Here is a 19,987-nt window from a genome sequence, read left to right as displayed (position 1 = left end):
AGCGGGTTCGCATTTGTCCACGCCCGGTCTAAGAGCCGGGCATGGACTCTTCACCAGAGCAGCCACTCGTTGAACGCATGGCGCGGTTGCGCCGGCCGCAGCAGTGGTTGGTATTGCTGGTGTTCTCGCTGCTCTTTGCCGGCGCGCTGGAACTCGCCGCCCTGCCGGCGGCGCTGCTGATCGGCCCGATGATGGCCGCGATCCTGGCCGGCACCAATGGCGCCACAGTGCGTGTACCGCGCCCGCTGTTCGGTTCCGCCCAGGCCGTGGTCGGCTGCCTGGTGGCGAATTCGATCTCGGCCGACATCTTCCCGGTCTTCTACGCCGAATGGCCGCTCTTCTTTGGCGTTGTGGTTGCGACCCTCGCCGCTTCCAGCTTGCTCGGCTGGCTGATCAGCCGCTGGCGCATCCTGCCCGGCACCACCGCCGTCTGGGGCTCTTCGCCGGGCGCGGCCACCGCCATGGTGCTGATGGCCGGCGCCTTCGGCGCGGACCAGCGCCTCGTCGCCTTCATGCAATATCTGCGCGTCATCTTCGTCTCGATGACGGCGGCGCTCGTCGCCAAGATGTGGGTCGACACGTCGGGCGTCGAAGTGCCGCCCATCGTCTGGTTTCCACCGATCGACCCGATTGCCTTCGCCGCAACCGTCGGCATCGCAATTGTCGGCGGCCTGCTCGGAAGGCTGCTGCGGCTGCCCTCGCCCTTCTTTCTCGGCACCTTCATCTTCGGCGCCGTGGTCCATCTCGGTTTCGGCGTGCCGATGCAGTTGCCGCCGTGGCTGCTGGCGGTCAGCTACGCGACGGTCGGCTGGTCGATCGGATTGAACTTCACCCGGCCGATCCTGCGCCATGCGGCACGCGCCCTGCCGCAGATCATCGCCTCGATCGTGGCGTTGATTGCCTTCTGCGGCGGGCTGGCTTTCGTCATCAGCCGCGTGCTCGGCATCGACCCGCTGACCGCCTATCTCGCGACCAGTCCCGGCGGCATGGACAGCGTCGCCATCATTGCCGCCGCCGCGCAAAACGTCGACATTTCTTTCGTCATGGCGCTGCAATCGGCGCGCTTCCTGGTCGTGCTGCTCATTGGGCCAAGCGTAGCCAAGCTGGTGGCGCGAAACGTCAGGGACTGATCCGCGATATCCCTTTGCGAGGGGAAACAAAGGAGGCAGCTCATGACCCGCCGTTTGAACGTCGTCGATCTCACTGGCCGTGTCGCCGTGGTGACGGGCGGCGCGCAAGGCATCGGTCTTGCCGTCGCCCGGCGTCTGCTCTCGTCGGGCGCAAGCGTCGCCATCTGGGACATCGACCAGGCCGCGATGACGAGCGCCGTCGCTGAACTTGCATCGCTTGGCCGCGCGGAAGCTTTCCTTTGCGACCAGTCGCAGGTCGAGGCCGTCGACCGAGCCGCCACCGAGACCGAGCAGGCGCTTGGACCTGTCGATCTTCTCGTCAACAATGCCGGCATTGCCGGGCCGGCCGCGACCGTGGTGGACTATGACCCGGCCGCCTGGCGGCAGATCGTCGACATCGACTTGAACGGCGTCTTCTACTGCTGCAGGCGCCTGGTGCCCGGCATGATCGCGCGCAACTACGGCCGCATCGTCAACGTCGCTTCCGTCGCCGGCAAGGAAGGCAATCCCAACGCCGCGGCCTATTCGGCGGCCAAGGCCGGCGTGCTGGCGTTGACCAAATCGCTCGGTAAGGAACTCGCCGGTCACGACATCGCCGTCAACGCGCTGACCCCCTCGCCCGCCCGCACCCGCATCCTCGAGCAGCTCACGGAGGCCCAGGTGACCTACATGCTTGGCAAGGTTCCACGCGGCCGCTTCGTGGAGGTGGAGGAGGCCGCCGCCATGGTCGCGTTCATGCTCTCCGACGAGAACTCCTTCACCACCGGCGCCACCTTCGATCTGTCGGGCGGACGCGCGACCTATTGAGTGAGGTCTGCGAAACCGGCCACCGTCACCTTTTCGCATCGCATGCCCTGCGGTCATGGCCAGCCTTCGACGAGGGCATCAAAAAATACTTGACTCAGTTAGTCATATTTGAGAGCGCGAAAGCTCAATCAAACATGATAATTGGAGACGAGTTTATGCGCGAGCGGCCGAAGACATGGCGCCCAAAGATGTCACACCAGGCGATATCATTGCTGGCAGGCACCGCGATACTCGGTCAGGCCTGGCCGGCAATCGCGCAGGAGAATGGAGACGCCACCGTCCTCGGCAAGATCGAGGTGACCGCCGAAAGCAACGAGATCCTGGTGCAGGACGGCTATGTCGCCAAGAAGGACCGCATCGGCACCAAGGTCGACACGCCGATCGTCAAGATCCCGCAGGCCGTCTCGGTCGTGACGCAGAAACAGATCGAGGACCAGAAGCCGCGCACGCTGAACGATGCGCTGGGCTACACCGCGAGCGCCAATCCCAACAGCTTCGGCTTCGACACTCGCTATGATGCCTTCTTCCTGCGCGGCTTCCCGGCTTTCTACAACGGCATGTTCCGCGACGGGCTGCGCCAGTACAACGGGCCTTCGGCCTGGTTCAAGACCGAGCCTTATGGCATCGAGGGCGTCACCATCCTGAAGGGGCCGGCGTCCTCGCTTTACGGCGTCAGCGGCCCGGGCGGCATCGTCAATGTCGTCACCAAGCAACCCAAGGACGAGCCGTTCCACGAGATCGAATTGCTGGCCGGCGAGCACAACCGCTTCCAGGCGGCCCTCGATGCCTCGGGACCGGTGAACGAAGACGGCAGCATCCTCTACCGCTTCACCAGCCTTGGCCGCCTCAGCGAAACCGATCTGCCCGCCTATCCCGACGACAAGCTCTATCTGGCGCCGGCCATCACCTTCAAGCCGGACGAGGACACAAGGCTCACCATCCTCGGCGAATATTCGAAGTCGGTCACCGGCGGCACCGCGGCCTTCTACAACTCTGCCTATGGCGCATTGTCCAACGTCTATGAAGGCGATCCGGCCTGGAACGACTTCAGCCAGGACCAGGGCCGCATCGGCTATGAATTCGAGCACCGTTTCAACGACTGGCTCACCGTCCGCCAGAACCTTCGCTACAACGCCGTCGACAGCGACATCGAATACAGCGGCCACTATTCGATCGGCGCCGACCAGCCGCTGCAGCGCTACTGGGGCCACTACACCGAGAAGATGAGGAACTTCGTCGTCGACAACATGGCGCAGCTCGAATTCGACACCGGACCGGTGCGGCACACTGCGGTCGGCGGCATCGACTATGCCTGGTCGGACTACGACGCCGGCAGCGGACTTTCCTATGTCTCGGTCGACGACATCAAGTCAGCACCCGTTCCCTATTCCGGCGGTCAGCAGATGAACCAGCTCGGCGTCTACCTGCACGACCAGATGGAGTGGAACGATTTCACGCTGTTCACCAGCGGCCGCTTTGATTGGGTCGACACGACGTCGACGGCGGCGGATTTCAGCCAGTCGAAGCAGAAGGACAGCGCCTTCTCCGGCCGGCTCGGCCTCTCCTACCGTACCGAATGGGGCATCATCCCCTATGTCAATTACTCGACCTCGTTCTCGCCCAACATCGGCTTCGTCTATGACGACGTCAACAGCGATGTCGGCCGCGTCGCCCGCCCGACGATCGCGACGCAGAAGGAGATCGGCGTCAAATACGAAATCCCGGATTACAACGCGACCGTCAGCGCCGCGTTGTTCGACATCGACCAGAAGGACGGCGTCGTGTTCGACGCCTCGTCCGGCATCAACAAGCAGCGCCAGCTCGACCTCAACTCGCGCGGCGTCGAATTGGAAGCCAACGCCTCTTTGGACAACGGTTTCAGCGTCATCGCCTCCTACACCTATCTGCGCGTGAAGATCGAACTCGGCGCCGAAGGCACCGACGGCAAGGAGCTGTCGGCGACGCCGAACCACATCCTGTCGCTGTGGGGCCACTACCAGTTCGAAAACGGCACGCTTGCTGGCCTCGGGCTTGGCGCCGGCGTGCGCTTTGCCGGCGCCAGCTACGGCGACGACACCAACACCTTCAGGAACGATGCGCGCGCCCTCGTCGACGCCTCGCTGTCTTATGATTTCGGTTACCGCAATCCGAAGCTGGAAGGGGTCGAGCTACAGGTCAACGCCAAGAACCTCTTCGACAACCAGCAGACGATCTGCTCGGCCGGCTATTGCTACCGCGACGAAGGCCGTTCGCTGTTCGGCAGCCTGCGCTACCGCTTCTGAAGCAGCGCTGGGCGTCGAGAAATGGACGGCGAGGACAAAAATCCACATTCGTGGATTGTCCTATTCCTCGCCGCCCCCGTCCTCGCCTTGCGCGCCCCGACGCCAATAGGCGGTGACCATATGCCGGTCGCGCGGCAGGCCCCATTCCTTGCGCACGATCCTGCGGATCTCGCGGAAGTCGGCGAACTCGCATCCGGCCCAGACAAAGATATCATCGGCTGAGTGGTCGCGTTCGCCCAGTGCCGCCGGCAGCAGACCGGCGCGGCCTGCTTCGCGGCCGTGCCGGTAGAGCCAGCGGACGGCGATGTTATCGCCCTGCGTCAGCGCGATCCGGTCTTCCGGGCCATCGACCTCGATCAGAGCCTCGGCGCAAGCCGCTGGCGGGAGTTCCTCCAGGATCCTGCCGATGGCGGGAAGCGCCGTGTCATCGCCGACCAGGAGCAGATTTTGCGCCTCCGGCACGCCACCGCCGCCGGGACCGATCATGCCGATGACGTCGCCGGCCCGCGCGCCCAGCGCGAAAGCCGCGGCCGGCGTTTCGGTTCCGGGATGCAGCACGAAGTCGATGTCGAGCCAGCCGTCGGCGACATTGAGCGCGCGGATGGTATAGACGCGGACGGTAAGCGCATCCTCGCCCGACGGCCACACGATCATGCCGTCGGCGCCCATGGAGGGCCACACCGGCTGCCGTCCGGCAGGGGGCAGCAACAGCCGCACATGCAGCCCGCCATGGGCGAAACGGCCGAGGTCGCGGCCTGAGAAGCGCACACGCCGCATACGCGGCGACAGCCGCGTCGAGGATTGCACGGCGATCTCACGGAAGAAGACGGGCGTGCCGGCGTCGTTGCCGTCACCCTGCCAGCGCAGGCCTCCGGTGGTTCCCAACTGCCCGGCGATATGACCAGCGACGATCATCTTCATGTAGGAAAGGCAGGTCTCGTCTTGCGCCGCGACCCGGATCGACATGCCGCCGTCTTCGAACGCGGCGTGCAGTGAGCCGTAATGCATGCGGAGCTCCCAGCGATCGTTGATGCCGGTGTCGATCTCATATTCGCTGTGCTCGGCGCGCAGCCTGTCCATGACTGCCCGGATAGCGTCGTTGCGGATATGGGTTTGCGCACTGAGCTGAACCATCGCCAGGCCTTTCGACAAGGGTTGAGGCGATACGGCCATCAGGGCCGGCGCCATCGTCCCGGCCGGCATGCCACAGCAACGGTGGCCTTTCCACTAAAAGATGACAATTGCAATCATATTTTCTGGAGACCGGCCACCGATGGATGGCTGAAGGAGCGATGTCAGGCGATCACCAAGCTTGCGATCCGGTCGCCGTCCAGCGTGAAGGTCATGTCGCCTTCGCCGTTGAAGCCGTTGCCGGCCACCTTGATGCGCACATGATGGGCGCCATCCGACAGCGCGATGCGGACGATATCGAGGCGGGATTGCACGCCGATATTGTCTGTCTGGTTCCAGCGCGCGATCTGCTCGCGTCCGCGGAAAGAACGGCCCCAGTCGCTCAGAAAGGCATCGGCCGTGAAGGTTTCGAGAAAGGCCTCGGTGTCGCCGGCATTGGTGGCTTCGACAAAACGGCGGATCGGGTCGGGCGTGGTCATCAATCGAGCCTGTGCATCAGATCGTCGTCCAACCAGCGGCCGAAGAAATAGACGAGCTGCTTGTGCCACCAGGGCCAGTCGTGGCTGACGTCGCCGCCCCAATAGTCGACCCAGGCCGGAATGGATTTGTCGCGCAGCACCTGCTCAAGTTCGCGCGTCTCGACAAGCATGCGCTCTTCCCAGGCGCCCTGCCCGCAGCAGAAGATCAGCCTCAGCGCCCTCAGCCTCCCGAGCAGCCTCTGGTCGACGATGCCCGGCAGGTAGTCGAGCGGCGAGTTGTAGAAGATGCTGCTCTCGAGCGACCGGCCGAAGAAGTCGCGGGTCGAATAGACGCCGGACAGCGAGATCACGCCGCTCGCCAGTTCCGGAAAGCGGAACACGAAATTCGACGAGTGGTAGCCGCCCATCGAGCAGCCGCAGAACAGCGGCTTCAAGATGCGTCCGCCATTGGCCTTGGCGGCAACCGACTGCAGCTCCGGCAGCGCCTCCTCGCGCACGTAGCGGAAATAGGCCTCGTGGCGGGCGATGCGGCTGGCCGGATCGCCATGCTTGTCGAAGAAGGATTCCGAATCGATTCCGTCGAGCGTGAACAGCTGGATACGGCCGGTATCGATGAATTCGGCGAGCGCGCCGACGCCGCCCGAATCCTCGAACTGGTAGAACCGCCCCTGAGAGGTCGGGAACACCACCACCGGCCGCCCGGCATGGCCGTAGCGCTTGTACTCCATGTCGCGGCCGAGATTGCGGGCATGGCCCTTGTGATAGGAAACGTCCATCGCCTCACGCCTTTTCCGCGTGGATATAGTCGACCGCCCGGCGCAACGCTTTCTGGTCCTTCGAGCGCATCTGGTAGGCGTAGTTGCCCATGGCGCGGCTGAAAACCTCTTCGATGGCCTGGTGGTGGACGATCTTGTCGCCGTGCGCGGCTAGCACGTCCTCATGGCTGTGCAAATAGTCGAGGTGCCGTTTGCGGCTAGCATAGGCGGTGAAATACTTGCCCTTGTAGGGGCCGCCGGCCGCGTCCTTGACCACCATGTCGGCCCATTCGCCATAGACGTCGATGTCGAAGGTGTAGTTGATCGCATCGGTCATCCAGGCGCCGGGCGGGCGCATGTTGACCTCGAGCGCGATGACGCGCTTGTCCCTGGTTTCGAACAATTCAATGTGGAAGAAGCGCTCGCGCACATCGAACGCCTTGAGGATCTTCCTGCCCGCCTCCTCGACCGCCGGCGTGATCTCGGGAAAGCAGGTATAGCTCATGTGGCGGTCGCGGTTGACCACTTCCATGACGCTCTGGTCGTAGCGGTGGCTCGCCGCCAGCACCACCTCGGCGTCGCGGTTGACCAGCCCGTCGAAGGTCACCACCAACCCTTCGATGAACTGCTCCATGACGAAGCTGACGCCTTCGGGCTTGTCCCTAAAGAACTGGTCGAGCTCCTTGGTGTTGGAGATCTTGAACGTGTTCGAGGCGCCGGAGCCTGAATCCGGCTTGACCACCACCGGATAGCCGACGCGGCGGATGAAGGTCATGGCCCCGGCGCGGTCGGAGCATTTGCGCTGCGGAATGGTCTCGACGCCGCTCTTGCGGAAGAAGGCGCGCATGCGGCTCTTGCGCTTCAAATTCTTCACGAAATCGAGCTTGGTGCCAAAGATGTTGAAGTCGGTGCGGATGTTGGCTTCGAGCTCCAGCCAGTGCTCGTTCAAGGATTCGAAGCGGTCGATGCGGCCCCATTTGTGGATGAAATGCCCCATCGCCCGGAAGACAGCGTCGTAGTCTTCCATGTCCGCGACGCGGTAATACTCCGAAAGCGCTGTCTTGAGCTTGCTCCCCAGCGTTTCATAGGGCGCGTCGCCGATGCCGAGCACGGTCGCGCCTGCCTTCCTCAGCCGGTCGCAGAAATCGGCGCCGTTGGCCGGAAAATGCGGCGAGAAGAACACGAAATTCATGCACGACCTCCCCCTGAGATCAGGTCCTCGGGGAGCGAGTGTGTCGCATTTGCCTGATGCGGGGAAGAGCGGCACTTCGCACGGCGGGGCCGGCACTTGCCTCCCGATGGCTGCTCCTGTAAGAGAGCCGGCATGACCACGCGCACCCGCTCCGTCGCTTCTCCTCGCCCCGGCTTTGCCGGCGAGACCGTGCGCGCGCTTGCTTCGAGCCTGCTTCTTCTCGGCCTTATCGGCGATCGCCGGGTTCGCTGAAGGAGCGCCCGGCGGTCGAAAACCGCCGCTCAGGGCGCATGCTCCTTGGCCAGATTGGCAAGTCACATCAAGCGAATGAAACTTTGGTAAAGGCGCCGCTCGGCACCAATCCGCCTGAGGGCGGTCACACGAGCCGCCGGGAGAAACGACGATGAATAGAAGAGAAGCAATCCGCGCCGGCGAGGACGAAACGGGCGTGCAAGCGTCCGGGCAGATGTCGGATGCCGCCCGCAAATATCAGCCCTACCCGACCGTCAATCTTGCCGATCGCACCTGGCCGTCGAAGGTTATCGAGAAGGCGCCGATCTGGTGCTCGGTCGACCTGCGCGACGGCAACCAGGCGCTGATCGACCCGATGGGCCATGAGCGCAAGGCGCGCATGTTCGCGTTGCTCATCGACATGGGCTTCAAGGAGATCGAGATCGGCTTTCCGTCGGCCTCGCAGACCGACTTCGATTTCGCCCGTTGGTGCATCGAGGAAGGCGGCGTGCCGAGCGATGTGTCGCTGCAGGTGCTGGTGCAGTGCCGGCCCGAGCTGATCACGCGGACCTTCGAAGCACTCAAGGACGCCCATCGTCCGATCGTGCATTTCTACAACTCGACCAGCGAGCTGCAGCGTCGCGTCGTCTTCGAAAAGGACGTTGCCGGCATCAAGCGGATCGCTACCGACGCCGCCAAGATGATCACCGACATGGCGGCCAAGGCCGGCGGCGGCTATCGTTTCGAGTACTCGCCGGAGAGCTTCACCGGCACCGAGCTCGAGGTCGCGCTCGAGATCTGCAACGCCGTCACCGAGATCGTGAAGCCGACGGCCGACAACAAGCTGATCATCAATCTGCCCTCGACCGTCGAGATGTCGACGCCAAACGTCTATGCCGACCGCATCGAATGGATGTGCCGCAACCTCGACAACCGCGACAAGCTGATCATCTCGCTGCACCCGCACAACGACCGCGGCACCGGCATCGCCACCACCGAGCTCGGCCTGATGGCCGGCGCCGACCGCGTCGAAGGAACGCTGTTCGGCAATGGCGAGCGCACCGGCAATGTCGACATCGTGACGCTCGCGCTCAACATGTACACGCAAGGGGTCGATCCCGGGCTGGACTGCTCCGACATCAACCGGATGAAGGACGTCTACGAATACTCGAACCAGCTGAAGATCCCGGAACGTCACCCTTATGTCGGCGAGCTGGTCTACACCGCGTTCTCCGGCTCGCACCAGGATGCCATCAACAAAGGCATGAAGGCGCTGCGCAAGGCCAATACGCCGCTCTGGGAAGTGCCCTATCTGCCGATCGACCCGGCCGACGTCGGCCGCACCTATGAGGCGATCATCCGCATCAACTCGCAGTCCGGCAAGGGCGGCATCGCCTATGTGCTGCAGGCCGATTATGGCCTCAACCTGCCGCGCAACCTGCAGATCGAGTTCAGCCAGGCGATCCAGGCGATCACCGACGCCGAAGGCAAGGAAGTGCCGGCCAAGCGCATCCACGAGCGCTTCCTCGAAGCCTATGTCGACCAGCCCGGCGCCAGGCTGAAATTCCTCGACCACCACACCTACCCCGATACTGCGGTGAAGGGGCGGCGCATGGTGGAGGCGGTCATCCTCGACAATGGCAGGGAGATGACCATTACCGGTTCCGGCACCGGGCCGATCGACGGCTTCGTCGATGCGCTATCGCGTCATGTCGGCGTCGAGATGTCGGTGCTCGACTATTCCGAACACTCCTTGCAGCGCGGCTCGAACGCTTCGGCCATCTCCTATGTCGAGATGGAATATCCCGACGGCAAGCTGTTCGGCGCAGGCATAAACACCAACATCGTCGCCGCCTCGCTGGAGGCCGTGGTTTCGGCCGCCAACCGCATCCTCGGCCGCAAGACCGGCTGAACATTTGGGCCTTGAACGCGGCGTGTCCGCCAAGCGCGCCGCGCCGCAAACCGTACTATTTTCCCTGCCATTTCGTTAACCGGCAGGGAAATTTGCGGTGGCTTACGCGATAGCATAACAGAAGCATTCTTGTGCGCTGGCGCGGGCGCTATATTATCGCGTCCTAACCTGTGCCGACTTTGAAAGGTTCGACACTTGGAGCCTGCCACGCCTGCCGCCCCCGCAGTGCGCGAGACATTGGAGCGACTGCTTGCCAGCGAAACGTTCGGACGATCCGAGCGCGCGCGCAGGCTATTACGCTATCTCGTGGAGCGCGAGCAGGCCGGCGAAGGCGACAGGCTGAAAGGCCTTTCCATCGCCATGGACGTCTTCGGCAAGGACGGCGATTTCGACTCGGCGACCGACGCCGTCGTCAGGGTCCAAGCCGGGCGGCTGCGTGAGCTTCTGGAGCATTATTTCGCCAATGAGGGCATTGCCGAGCCGGTGCGCATCGCAATCCCGCGTGGCGGTTATGTACCTTCCTACGAGCTGAATGCGATCCGGCTGGCCGCCGAAGCCAAACCCGCCGGTAGCGGCCAGGCCGCTCCGCCATCGGCCGAACATCTCCAGAATTCCGCACCCACCGAAGCCGCGCCATTGATGACGACCCCGGCGGCATCCGCCTCTTCGCTGACGCGCCAATTGCGGTTCTTCTGGGCAGCCATGGTTCTGGTCATCGCCATGCTGGGTGTCCTTGTCGTCCGCCAGGGCAATGCCTTTTTCCACGATCGCGACGCGGCCGCGCCGGTCGAAACGGCAGGTGCGACCGGCAGCGTTGCTTCGCAGCCGTTCGAGAGCTTGCCCTTGATCTACATGGCCATCAAAGCCGATGGTCCCGAGGCGGCCCGTGTCGCCTCTTCGCTGCGAGCAGGCCTCGCCGGCTTCGATACCATAGACTTCATCGGGCGTGACGCCGACGCCACGCGCGAAAGTTCCGCCGATCCGATCAGCTTCGTTTTCGACGTTATTCCCGGGCCCGCCGCCGGCGACGTGATGATCGAATTGCAAAGCGTCGCGACTGGACGGGTTCTCTTGTCGCGCAACCTGACGTCAGCTGAAAGCGCGCCTGGTGCGGTCGAAAACAACATCGCCAGTCTTTTGACTTCGACCATCCCCGCTTCCGGCGCGATCTACAGTTATATCGACCAGAGCGACATCCGGACCAGCCAGATCGGATGTCTGGTGCTCAACGACCGCTACTATCTCGACCAGAGCGCCAAGACGCACGAGGCTGCGTATCGCTGCCTGGAGAAGCTGGTCGGCGAAGGCACAAAATCATCGCTCGTCTACTCGGAACTGGCTTCCCTGCAACTGGAAGCCGTCAACAACCACTACGCCTATCCGCCCGGCGCGACGATCGAACAGGCGATGTCGTTTGCTCATCGCGCCATTCAGATGGGGCCGATGAGCCCGCACGCGCATCGCGCCTATGGCTATCTCAACTCGCGTCTCGGCAATACCGACGAAGCGATCCGCTGGATGCGCAAGTCCTATGAGCTCAACCCCTATGATCTCGGTATGGCCGCCGCCTATGGCTACGGTCTGATCTTCGCCGGCAAATATCAGGAAGGTACGCCGATCCTCGGCCACGTCGTCGAAACATTTAGCGGCCACCCGACCTGGTGGGATTACGGTCTGTTTCTCGGAGCCCTGATGCAAGGCGACACGAAGCGGGCGGCGATTGCCAGCGAGTCGCTCAGAACCACGGCGTCAAAATCGCATTACCTGGCCGCACGCCTGATCGGCGCCAAGATTTCAGGCCGCGACAAACTCGCGAGCCAGCTGGCCAACGAATTGACGGCCGAATTCCCGAAATTCGCCGCCGACCCGCGCGCGACATTCGTCGACAGGAAGTATCCCGCCGATCTTACCGACCGCCTCGTGCAGTCCTTGCGCTCTGCCGGGATCGGCAACCCGAGTTGAAACCGCAAGCTTTCTCTGCCGCATCGACCCGACGATGGAATCCATCATTGGCTGCCCGAATACCACCAAACAGCACGAGGACGGCCAATAAATATTAGAGTATGCTTATGCGGTTGTTCGGCGCTGATCGCTCCCAGTCGCGAAGATTTTACTGGCTATCGACTCGACCGGAGGGCAATGCAGCCTTGATTTGGAATTACCGCTTGTTTTGCTTCGTAGCCGATAAATTTCATGCTCCCATCCCTTAGTGTCGCCGAGCACGGCGCAGGCTCGAAGACGATCGTCTTGCTGCACGGCTTCGGCAGCTGCCATGAGATATGGCGCGACGTGATTTCCGCATTGCTGCCGGGTGTTAGGGTGCTGGCTTACGACCTGCCGGGCCATGGAAACTCGTTGGTGCGCGACGGAAATGGCGGCGCCAAGCCTGCAGCGCGAGCTATCCTCGCGGATCTTGCCGACCGGCGGCTGGGCAAGGTCCACCTCGTCGGCCATTCCATGGGCGGTGCGATCGCGACATTGATGGCGCTCGCCGATCCCGAAAGGGTGGCCTCGCTGACCTTGCTGGCGCCCGGCGGTTTCGGTCCCGAGATCAACGGGCCGCTGCTGCGCCGCTTTGCGGCTGCGGCCGACAGGAACGAGATCGGTGCTTGCCTTGCCGCGATGTCCGGACCGCGAAGCGTGCCTCCAAGCCATGTGGTGGACGCGCTTTTCCGGATGCGCGGCGCGCCGCGTCAATTGCAGTGGCTTGTCGAGGCCGCAGCCGTGATGACGAAAGACGACCGGCAAGGGGTCATCCCGCGAGAACAGCTCGCAGCCCTCAAAATGGCGGTGTTGGTGGTCTGGGGGACGGATGATCCCGTCCTGCCCGTCCACCAGGCCGAGGGCTTGCCGTCGCATTTCCACCTGCATCACGTGCTGGAGGCCGGCCACATGCTGGTCGAGGAGGCGCCTGACCTGATTGCGGAGGCCGTGCGCCGCAACATGCGGCGCCGCGGCAGAAGCCGGCGGCCGGCGTTGGGAGTGGCGGCGAGCTGACTCGCGCATCCAGAGTGCATTTTGTCGGCGACTGTGTTAACTCGCTGTTTACCAACAGCGAGGCAGCCGCCATGAAGGATGCAGGCGACAAAATCACCCCGATCGAGCCGTCGCGAAAGCTTGCGGATGCCATCCGCGACGTCAAGAACGCCTTCGCCGATCGTGACGATGTGGTGGTCGACATGCGCGAGGCGCACCGCATGCGGCTCGAACTTCTGGCCGCCGAGCTTGCGCCCGTCTTCGCCGATGTGCCGACCGACATAGACAATTTCGACTTCGCCGTCTCCTCCGGCCTGCAGCCGCGGCTGTGGGTAGATGCTGTCAGCCATGTCGCCATGGGGCGGGATCGCCGCACCTTCCGCTTCCTCAAGGACACGCGCATTGGCCGCGTGGTGCTGGCCGAATCGATCGACATGAAGCCCGTCGCCGATGCCGTGACACGTTACGTGGCCGAGCGTGTCGTCGAGCGGCAGCGGATGATGGAAGGTGCGGTCGAGAGCGCCATGCCTGGCCTGCATCGCGCCGAAGTCCAGGAAGCCGAGCCGCCGCTGCAATCCGCAACGCGGCGCAACGGCTGGACGACCTTCTTTGCTGGCCTTGGCTTGATTGCCGCCGGCGCCTTGGTGGGCCTAGCGGTGTCGCTGGTGCTGTTCTGGGACCGCATCGCCCAGATGAAGATCAGCTTCTGACGAGGGGCTCCCGAACCACAGGCATATCGACGCCGAGCTCCATCACCTGAATATCCGACGGTGGCAGTGCCGGACCGGTCAGGCCGCGCCGTGTCAGGCGGATGCTCCAGTTGCCTTTTTCCCCATCTATCTCGAACAGATTGTATTGAGCGGCCGGATGCCTGCCGCCCGGCGCCTGGCCGGCGGCGGCCACGCCGACCACCGGCACCTTGGCGCCGCGCGGACCGATGGTGAACAGCGATGGCAGGTGCGAGTGACCGTGCAGGACTAGCTCGGCGCCATGCCGGCGAATGACCTTGTTGAAGCGCGCGATGCCGAACAGCCGCTTATGCTGCGAGACGGCGCCGCGCACTGGCGGATGATGGATCATGATGGCGCGAAACAGCCCCTGTTTGACCGTGGCATCGAGGATCTTGGCGAGCCGCTCCGCCTGGCCCTCCATGAAGAAGCCGTTGGCCATGAAAGGCGCCGTGGCCCGCGCCGTCGTGACGCCGATCAGCGCAACATCGCCGCGCACACGCAGATAGGGAAAGGAATTGCGGTCGACCGGGCTGTTGACGCCGTCGCCCGTCATCCACGGCGCCCAGGACCGGCAGACCTTGTCGAAGGCGCCCGGCACATAGGCATCGTGGTTGCCTGGCACCACGGACACGTCGTTCGGAGCGCCAAGCGTCTCCAGCCAATGCTTCGCCATCTCGATCTCGCCGTCGAGCGCCAGGTTGACGAGATCGCCGGTGACGGCAAGGTGGTCGGGCGCGTTGGCCTTGATGTCGGCGACGATCGTGTCGATGACGGCATCATGCATATGGCGGCGGCGGTTGCGCTGCCAGTTGACGTAACCCAGCACGCGCTTGGACGCGAGATCGCGATAGGTTACATCGGGCAGCGGCCCCAAATGGACATCGGAAATATGTGCGAGCCTGAGCATAGCCCCTTCTTAAGCGACACGGTTCAGGCTTTCCACTCACCGTTTGCTGTTCGCTTGGCGATTGCCGGATGACCGGCGCCACCGATCCGGAAAAGGCGTTCCGCCAGGCGGGCTGGGCGGGACTGCGGGCAAGGCTGTTCCATCTCTATTTCCTGCTGCGGCGCCCGATGACGCTTGGCGTCCGCGGTCTGGTCTACGACCGCGCCTCCAACACCGTCTTCCTCATCCGCCATACCTATGTTCCGGGCTGGCAATTGCCGGGCGGCGGCGTCGAGACAGGCGAGACCCTTCTCGAGGCCCTGGCACGTGAGCTGGCAGAGGAAGGCAACATCGCGCTGACGGCCTCGCCGATGCTGAAATCGATGCATTTCAACCGCCGCTCCAGCCGCCGCGACCACGTCGGGCTCTATCTGATCGAAGCCTTCAGCCAAACTGCGCCGAAGCTACCGGACCATGAGATCGCCGAAGCGGCCTTCTTTCCGCTAGACCGCCTGCCGGAAGACACGACGCCGGCGACACGACGACGGATTGCCGAAATTTTCGGCGGCGAGCAGGCCTCAGTCTACTGGTAGTCAAGCTGCCTTCTTGAACCTGTCGCGATCGTGCGGCGCCGCATAGTCGAGTTCCGGCCCCACCGGGACAATGCCCGTCGGATTGATCGATTTGTGGCTTCCGTAATAATGCGACTTGATGTGATGCAGGTTGACCGTTCCTGACACGCCGGGCACCCGGTGGAGGTCGCGCAGATAGTTCGACAGGTTCGGATAGTCGGCGATGCGGCGCAGATTGCATTTGAAGTGGCCGACATAGACCGGATCGAAGCGCACCAGCGTAGTGAACAGCCGCCAGTCGGCCTCGGTGATGCGCTCGCCGGCCAGATAGCGCTGCTTTGAAAGCCGCTCCTCGATCGTATCGAGCGCCGAGAACAGCTCGCCGAACGCTTCCTCATAGGCTTCCTGCGTGGTGGCGAAGCCGGTGCGGTAAACGCCGTTGTTGATCGCCGGATAGACCAGCGCATTGATCTTGTCGATCTCGGCGCGCAGCGCCGGCGGATAGAAGTCGAGGCTCGCATCGCCCCATTCGTCGAAGGCGGAATTGAGCATCCGAATGATTTCCGAGGACTCGTTATTGACGATGGTCTGTTGGTGTTTATCCCAGAGCACAGGCACCGAGGCCCGGCCCGAATAGGCGGGATCGGCCTTGGCATAGATCTGGTGCAGGAAGTCGAGGCCGTAGAGCGTGTCTCCGGTGGCGCCGTCCTCCGCCTTGAAGGTCCAACCGTTCTCGCCCATGAAATGGTGCACCACCGAGACGGAGATAATGGCTTCCAGCTTCTTCAGGGCGCGGAATATCAGCGTCCGGTGGGCCCATGGGCAGGCGAGCGAGACGTAAAGGTGGTAGCGGCCGGGTTCTGCCTTGAAGCCGCGCTTGCGGCCCTCCGCCGGCGCGCCGTCGCGCGTCACCCGGTCGCGCCATTGCGCTTCGGCCCGCACGAATCTGCCGCCGCTGTCGGCGGCGACCGGCCGGTCCTGCCATCTGCCTTCAATCAGCAATCCCATCCGAAATCTCCCTGTGGACCCTATAGACATTTAGGCGTTTGGCCGGAATGTCGAAGCCCTCAGGCGCTGAACAGTTCGTCAAACGACGAACCAGTTCGTCAAACGACACAGTTCGCCGAGCAGCGCAAAGAAAGGTGAAAAGCGCCGATTGCAGCCAGGAAAAATTGATGATAGCGGAGGCGCCCATGTTCGACTTTGCCTCGATCCGGTTCGACCGACGACGAAAGGGCGCCCGCGCTTGATGAAGCGCTGACTGGCGAACGCTGCCGCTTGCAGCAAACCTTTCCTCGCATACCGGAACGCAAAGACCATGAGCCTTGCCGACGTGAAATATCTGCCGGAAACCCCGGCGCACGATCCTGAAATCGAAGCCATAAACGAGGAAGCCTTCGGGCCAGGCCGTTTCGTGCTTGCCGCCTACAAGATCCGCGAGTCCGGCGGGCATGACCGCTCGATGTCTTTTGTCGCGGTCAAGGGCGATACGGTGATTGCTTCCGTACGCATGACGAGCGTCGCGGCAGGCGCCGGCCGCGCCATGATGCTCGGACCGCTCGCCGTGCGGCCGGCGTTCAAGAATCTCGGCATCGGCCGCCGGCTGGTTGCGATCGCGCTCGAAGCCGCGGCGAAGGCCGGCGCGCCGGCCGTGATGCTGGTCGGCGACGAGCCTTACTATGGGCCGCTCGGCTTCAAGCGGTTCCCGCGCGGGCAGATCACCATGCCGCGCCCGGTCGATCTCGACCGGCTGCTTCATCATGAAATCAGGCCTGGCGCGGCGGCCCGGTTCGTCGGCGAGGTCTGCCATGCGGACACCGCCCGCCTGCCCGAGCAACTCCCAGCAATGGCGTGACTAACGGGTCAATCGCAGAGTGATTGATCCCGGTCAATCGCCCTGCGATTGATCCCGCCGGATCGATCCCCCGATGCAGGTTGCGCCTCGCGGGCGGGCTTCGTAGCATGACCAAAAATCCTGGGAGGACGCCTGCATGAACCCGAATGGCCAGATCGCGATCGTCACCGGCGGTGGCTCTGGCCTAGGCGAAGCGACGGCGCGCGCGCTTGCCGCCAAGGGCGCCAAAGTTGCCATACTCGATGTCGGCGTCGAGCGCGCGGCGAAGGTTGCCGCCGATATCGGCGGCATCGCCGTTCAGTGCGATGTCAGCAGCGGCGACAGTGGCGCCGCCGCCATTGCCGAGGCGGCGAACAAGCTCGGCGAGCCGCGCATCTTGGTCAACTGTGCCGGCATCGCCATCGGCGTGAAGACAGTCGGCAAGGATGGTCCGCACCCACTTGATCAGTACCGCAAGGTGATCGAGATCAACCTGATCGGCACCTTCAACATGATCCGCCTCGTCGCCGACCGGGCGGCGAAACTCGATCCGCTGGCGGGCGGTGAGCGCGGCGTCATCGTCAACACGGCATCGGTCGCCGCTTATGACGGTCAGATCGGCCAGGCGGCCTATTCGGCGTCCAAGGGCGGCGTCGTCGGCATGACGCTGCCGGTGGCGCGCGACCTCGCGCGCTCCGGCATCCGCGTCTGCACCATCGCTCCGGGCATCTTCAAGACGCCGATGATGGCCGGCATGCCGCAGGAGGTGCAGGATTCGCTCGGCGCATCGGTCCCCTTCCCGCCCCGTCTCGGCGAGCCATCGGAGTATGCCGCGCTTGCGCTACACATCATCGAGAACCAGATGCTGAACGGCGAGTCGATCCGCCTCGACGGCGCGATCCGCATGGCGCCGAAATAGAAGGAATGACCACGCCACGGACAGCCACCGACAAGGCAGGACCTCTGGCTGGCTTGAGGGTGATCGAGATGGCAGGCCTCGGCCCGGTGCCGCTGGCCGCCCTGATGTTGTCTGAAATGGGCGCCGAGGTGCTGCGCATCGAGCGGGCGGACGCCAGAGAGCCGCTTCTGTCCTTGCCGGAAGCCTACGACCTCGACCGCCATGGCCGCTCAATCCTCAAGCTCGACCTGAAACGCCCGGATGGCCAGGAGCTTCTGCTGCGCCTTGCAGAAAAGGCCGACATCCTCATCGAAGGCTTTCGCCCCGGCGTCATGGAGCGGCTGGGTCTCGGTCCCGGCATCGCGCTCGAATGCAATCCGGCGCTGATCTATGGCCGCCTGACGGGTTTCGGCCAGGACGGGCCGCTCTCGCGTCGCGCCGGCCATGACATCACCTATCTCGCTTATGCCGGCCTGTTGCACGCTGTCGGCAGGCAAGAGGCGCCGCCCGCGCCGCCGCTCAACCTCGTCGCCGATCAGGGCGGCGGCGCCATGATGCTGATCGCGGGCATGCTGGCGGCCCTCTTCCAGCGTTCGCGCACCGGCAAGGGCCAGGTGATCGACGCCGCGATGGTCGAGGGCGCATCAATGCTCGCGGCTCCGATCCACGCTTTCATGGCGGCAGGCCTCTGGAGCGACCGACGCGGCGAGAACCTGCTCGATTCAGGGGCGCCCTTCTACGACACTTACGAGACCGCGGACAGCCGGCATGTCGCCATCGGCTGCCTCGAACCGCAGTTCTTCGCCGAATTCGCCAGGCTGCTGCCGCTCGACCAGCGTTTTGTCCGCAGCCAATATGACAGGGCATCGTGGCCCGAGATGCGAGCCGGGATCGCAGCCAGGATTAGAGAGAAGACACGCGACGAGTGGGTCGACGTCTTTGGCTCGACCGATGCCTGTGTGGCGCCAGTTCTTTCCATGACCGAAGCCAGGGATCACCCTCACAATCGCGCAAGGCAGAGCTTCGCGAGATCCGGCCGGTTTGAGCGTCCGGCTCCGTCGCCGCGCTTCTCGGAAGCTCCCCAAACTCTTGCCACGGCGCCAAACGCTAGCGATCGTCAGCCGGCAACCGTGCTGGCGCGCTTCGGCATCGACGAAAGTGAAATCGAAGCCCTTGTCAGGTCCGGCCTGTTTGGCCAATAAACCGGAGAACAGAAATCAGCTTATCCTGAAAGTGTTTCGACCAAAAGGTGAGCGCTTTGACCGAGACCAGGAAGGATGTCATCCGCGAGACCGACGCCGAGGCCGTCAGGCTGGCGAAGACGCTGATCCGCTCGGCCCGCTTCGGCGCGGTAGCGGTGATCGAGCCCGGCACCGGCGCGCCGCTGGCAAGCCGGGTCGGTGTGGCGACCGACATCGACGGCGCGCCGCTGATCCTGGTTTCGATGCTGTCCGCGCATACTGGCGCGCTTGTCGCCGATCCGCGCTGCTCGCTGCTGCTTGGCGAGCCCGGCAAGGGCGATCCGCTGGCGCATCCGCGTATCAGCCTGATATGCCGGGCGCTGCGGCTGGAGCGTGGATCGGCCGTTCACGCCCGCGCCGAACGGCGCTACCTCAACCGCAATCCGAAGGCGAAGCTCTATGCCGGGCTTGGCGACTTCTCGATATTCCGGCTCGAGCCTGAGCGCGCCAGTCTGAATGGCGGCTTCGGCAAGGCCTATCTTCTGGATCGCGCCGATCTGATCACCGGCGGCCCGATCGTCGAGGAACTCGCGGTAGGCGAACAGTCGGCGCTCGACCATATGAACGCCGACCATGGCGATGCGCTTTGCGTCTATGCGCGCCATTTCGGCCGGGCCGAGGGCGACGGCTGGATCGTCACCGGTTTCGATGCCGACGGCATGGACCTGGTGTCTGCGGATGCCACCTGCAGGGTCTTCTTCCCGCGGCCTCTGGGCGCTGCCCGCGAGTTGCGGTCCGTGCTGGTCGAGATGGCAAAGACCGGACGCGCCGCGGCCAGCCACAGTAGCGAAAGTTAATCGTCCCAGATCGAAAGCAACTCTTGAGATTTAGATAAAATGATCTACCCTTTGTTGTAGCGCTGATTCAGCGGCGCTTCCTGACCTGAACATTGTGGAATCAGCCACCATTGCCCCCATGGTGGCTGGATGA

At 63.7% G+C, this 19,987-nt stretch carries 18 protein-coding genes; 12 read left to right on the top strand and 6 right to left on the bottom strand.

Features of this window, described 5'->3' with window-relative positions; genetic code table 11:
* Positions 1-41 precede the first annotated feature (41 nt).
* The 3 genes from RFM40_RS01930 to RFM40_RS01920 all read left to right on the top strand — a co-directional run bounded on the left by RFM40_RS01930 (position 42) and on the right by RFM40_RS01920 (position 4,219).
* Positions 42-1,130 carry an AbrB family transcriptional regulator gene (locus RFM40_RS01930; protein ID WP_320230035.1) on the top strand — a complete coding sequence of 363 codons (1,089 nt, stop codon included), beginning with the start codon at positions 42-44 and terminating at the stop codon, positions 1,128-1,130.
* A gap of 54 nt (positions 1,131-1,184) precedes the next feature.
* A complete protein-coding gene (locus RFM40_RS01925; RefSeq protein ID WP_320230042.1) occupies positions 1,185-1,937 on the top strand; it encodes an SDR family NAD(P)-dependent oxidoreductase in 753 nt (250 codons plus the stop codon).
* A 209-nt stretch (positions 1,938-2,146) separates the two neighbouring features.
* Complete coding sequence (locus RFM40_RS01920) at positions 2,147-4,219, top strand: TonB-dependent siderophore receptor (protein WP_320277042.1); 2,073 nt, start codon at positions 2,147-2,149, stop codon at positions 4,217-4,219.
* Between the two features lie 60 nt (positions 4,220-4,279).
* Here the strand turns inward: RFM40_RS01920 and RFM40_RS01915 are convergent, their stop codons facing one another.
* From RFM40_RS01915 to RFM40_RS01900, 4 genes are all read right to left on the bottom strand, one after another.
* The gene (locus tag RFM40_RS01915; RefSeq protein WP_320230033.1) at positions 4,280-5,353 is read right to left on the bottom strand and encodes a siderophore-interacting protein; all 1,074 of its coding nucleotides are present in this window, start codon (positions 5,351-5,353) and stop codon (positions 4,280-4,282) included.
* Positions 5,354-5,514: 161 nt separating this feature from the next.
* A complete protein-coding gene (locus RFM40_RS01910; protein WP_320276391.1) occupies positions 5,515-5,829 on the bottom strand; it encodes a nuclear transport factor 2 family protein in 315 nt (104 codons plus the stop codon).
* Positions 5,829-6,605, bottom strand: coding sequence for an esterase family protein (locus RFM40_RS01905; protein WP_320277041.1), 777 nt, complete (start codon positions 6,603-6,605; stop codon positions 5,829-5,831). The genes RFM40_RS01910 and RFM40_RS01905 overlap by 1 nt, the downstream gene beginning before the upstream one ends.
* A gap of 4 nt (positions 6,606-6,609) precedes the next feature.
* Positions 6,610-7,776, bottom strand: a complete 1,167-nt coding sequence (locus RFM40_RS01900) for an ATP-grasp domain-containing protein (protein WP_320230030.1) — start codon at positions 7,774-7,776, stop codon at positions 6,610-6,612.
* A 403-nt stretch (positions 7,777-8,179) separates the two neighbouring features.
* Here RFM40_RS01900 and leuA point away from each other — a divergent pair, with 403 nt between their 5' ends.
* The 4 genes from leuA to RFM40_RS01880 all read left to right on the top strand — a co-directional run bounded on the left by leuA (position 8,180) and on the right by RFM40_RS01880 (position 13,605).
* Positions 8,180-9,919 (top strand): 2-isopropylmalate synthase, encoded by a 1,740-nt coding sequence (gene leuA / locus RFM40_RS01895; RefSeq protein ID WP_430691629.1) that lies wholly within the window; start codon positions 8,180-8,182, stop codon positions 9,917-9,919.
* Positions 9,920-10,114: 195 nt separating this feature from the next.
* Positions 10,115-11,881 (top strand): tetratricopeptide repeat protein, encoded by a 1,767-nt coding sequence (locus tag RFM40_RS01890; protein ID WP_320230029.1) that lies wholly within the window; start codon positions 10,115-10,117, stop codon positions 11,879-11,881.
* Between the two features lie 231 nt (positions 11,882-12,112).
* A complete protein-coding gene (locus RFM40_RS01885) occupies positions 12,113-12,916 on the top strand; it encodes an alpha/beta fold hydrolase (RefSeq protein WP_320230028.1) in 804 nt (267 codons plus the stop codon).
* A gap of 71 nt (positions 12,917-12,987) precedes the next feature.
* Positions 12,988-13,605: a hypothetical protein gene (locus tag RFM40_RS01880; RefSeq protein ID WP_320230027.1), complete on the top strand. Its 618-nt coding sequence runs from the start codon at positions 12,988-12,990 to the stop codon at positions 13,603-13,605.
* Here the strand turns inward: RFM40_RS01880 and RFM40_RS01875 are convergent.
* Positions 13,595-14,533, bottom strand: a complete 939-nt coding sequence (locus RFM40_RS01875) for a metallophosphoesterase family protein (RefSeq protein ID WP_320230026.1) — start codon at positions 14,531-14,533, stop codon at positions 13,595-13,597. The two genes, RFM40_RS01880 and RFM40_RS01875, sit on opposite strands and share 11 nt — an antisense overlap.
* Before the next feature lie 68 nt (positions 14,534-14,601).
* Between RFM40_RS01875 and RFM40_RS01870 the strand changes: the two genes are divergently transcribed.
* Positions 14,602-15,105, top strand: coding sequence for an NUDIX domain-containing protein (locus RFM40_RS01870; RefSeq protein WP_320277040.1), 504 nt, complete (start codon positions 14,602-14,604; stop codon positions 15,103-15,105).
* Here the strand turns inward: RFM40_RS01870 and RFM40_RS01865 are convergent, their stop codons facing one another.
* A complete protein-coding gene (locus RFM40_RS01865) occupies positions 15,106-16,092 on the bottom strand; it encodes a glutathione S-transferase family protein (RefSeq protein WP_320230024.1) in 987 nt (328 codons plus the stop codon).
* Between the two features lie 310 nt (positions 16,093-16,402).
* Between RFM40_RS01865 and RFM40_RS01860 the strand changes: the two genes are divergently transcribed.
* From RFM40_RS01860 to RFM40_RS01845, 4 genes are all read left to right on the top strand, one after another.
* Complete coding sequence (locus tag RFM40_RS01860; RefSeq protein ID WP_320230023.1) at positions 16,403-16,939, top strand: GNAT family N-acetyltransferase; 537 nt, start codon at positions 16,403-16,405, stop codon at positions 16,937-16,939.
* Positions 16,940-17,075: 136 nt separating this feature from the next.
* A complete protein-coding gene (locus RFM40_RS01855; RefSeq protein ID WP_320230022.1) occupies positions 17,076-17,837 on the top strand; it encodes a 3-hydroxyacyl-CoA dehydrogenase in 762 nt (253 codons plus the stop codon).
* 5 nt (positions 17,838-17,842) lie between these two features.
* On the top strand, positions 17,843-19,018 hold the full coding sequence (locus RFM40_RS01850) for a CaiB/BaiF CoA transferase family protein (RefSeq protein ID WP_320230021.1): 1,176 nt from the start codon (positions 17,843-17,845) through the stop codon (positions 19,016-19,018).
* A 56-nt stretch (positions 19,019-19,074) separates the two neighbouring features.
* The gene (locus RFM40_RS01845; RefSeq protein ID WP_320230020.1) at positions 19,075-19,854 is read left to right on the top strand and encodes a HugZ family pyridoxamine 5'-phosphate oxidase; all 780 of its coding nucleotides are present in this window, start codon (positions 19,075-19,077) and stop codon (positions 19,852-19,854) included.
* Positions 19,855-19,987: the final 133 nt, after the last annotated feature.

The sequence above is a fragment of the Mesorhizobium captivum genome (assembly GCF_033977165.1).
In the GTDB taxonomy this organism is placed as follows: domain Bacteria; phylum Pseudomonadota; class Alphaproteobacteria; order Rhizobiales; family Rhizobiaceae; genus Mesorhizobium; species Mesorhizobium captivum.
The sequence above is the reverse complement of the archived record's forward strand: the minus strand, read 5'-3'. Positions and strand labels throughout refer to the sequence as shown.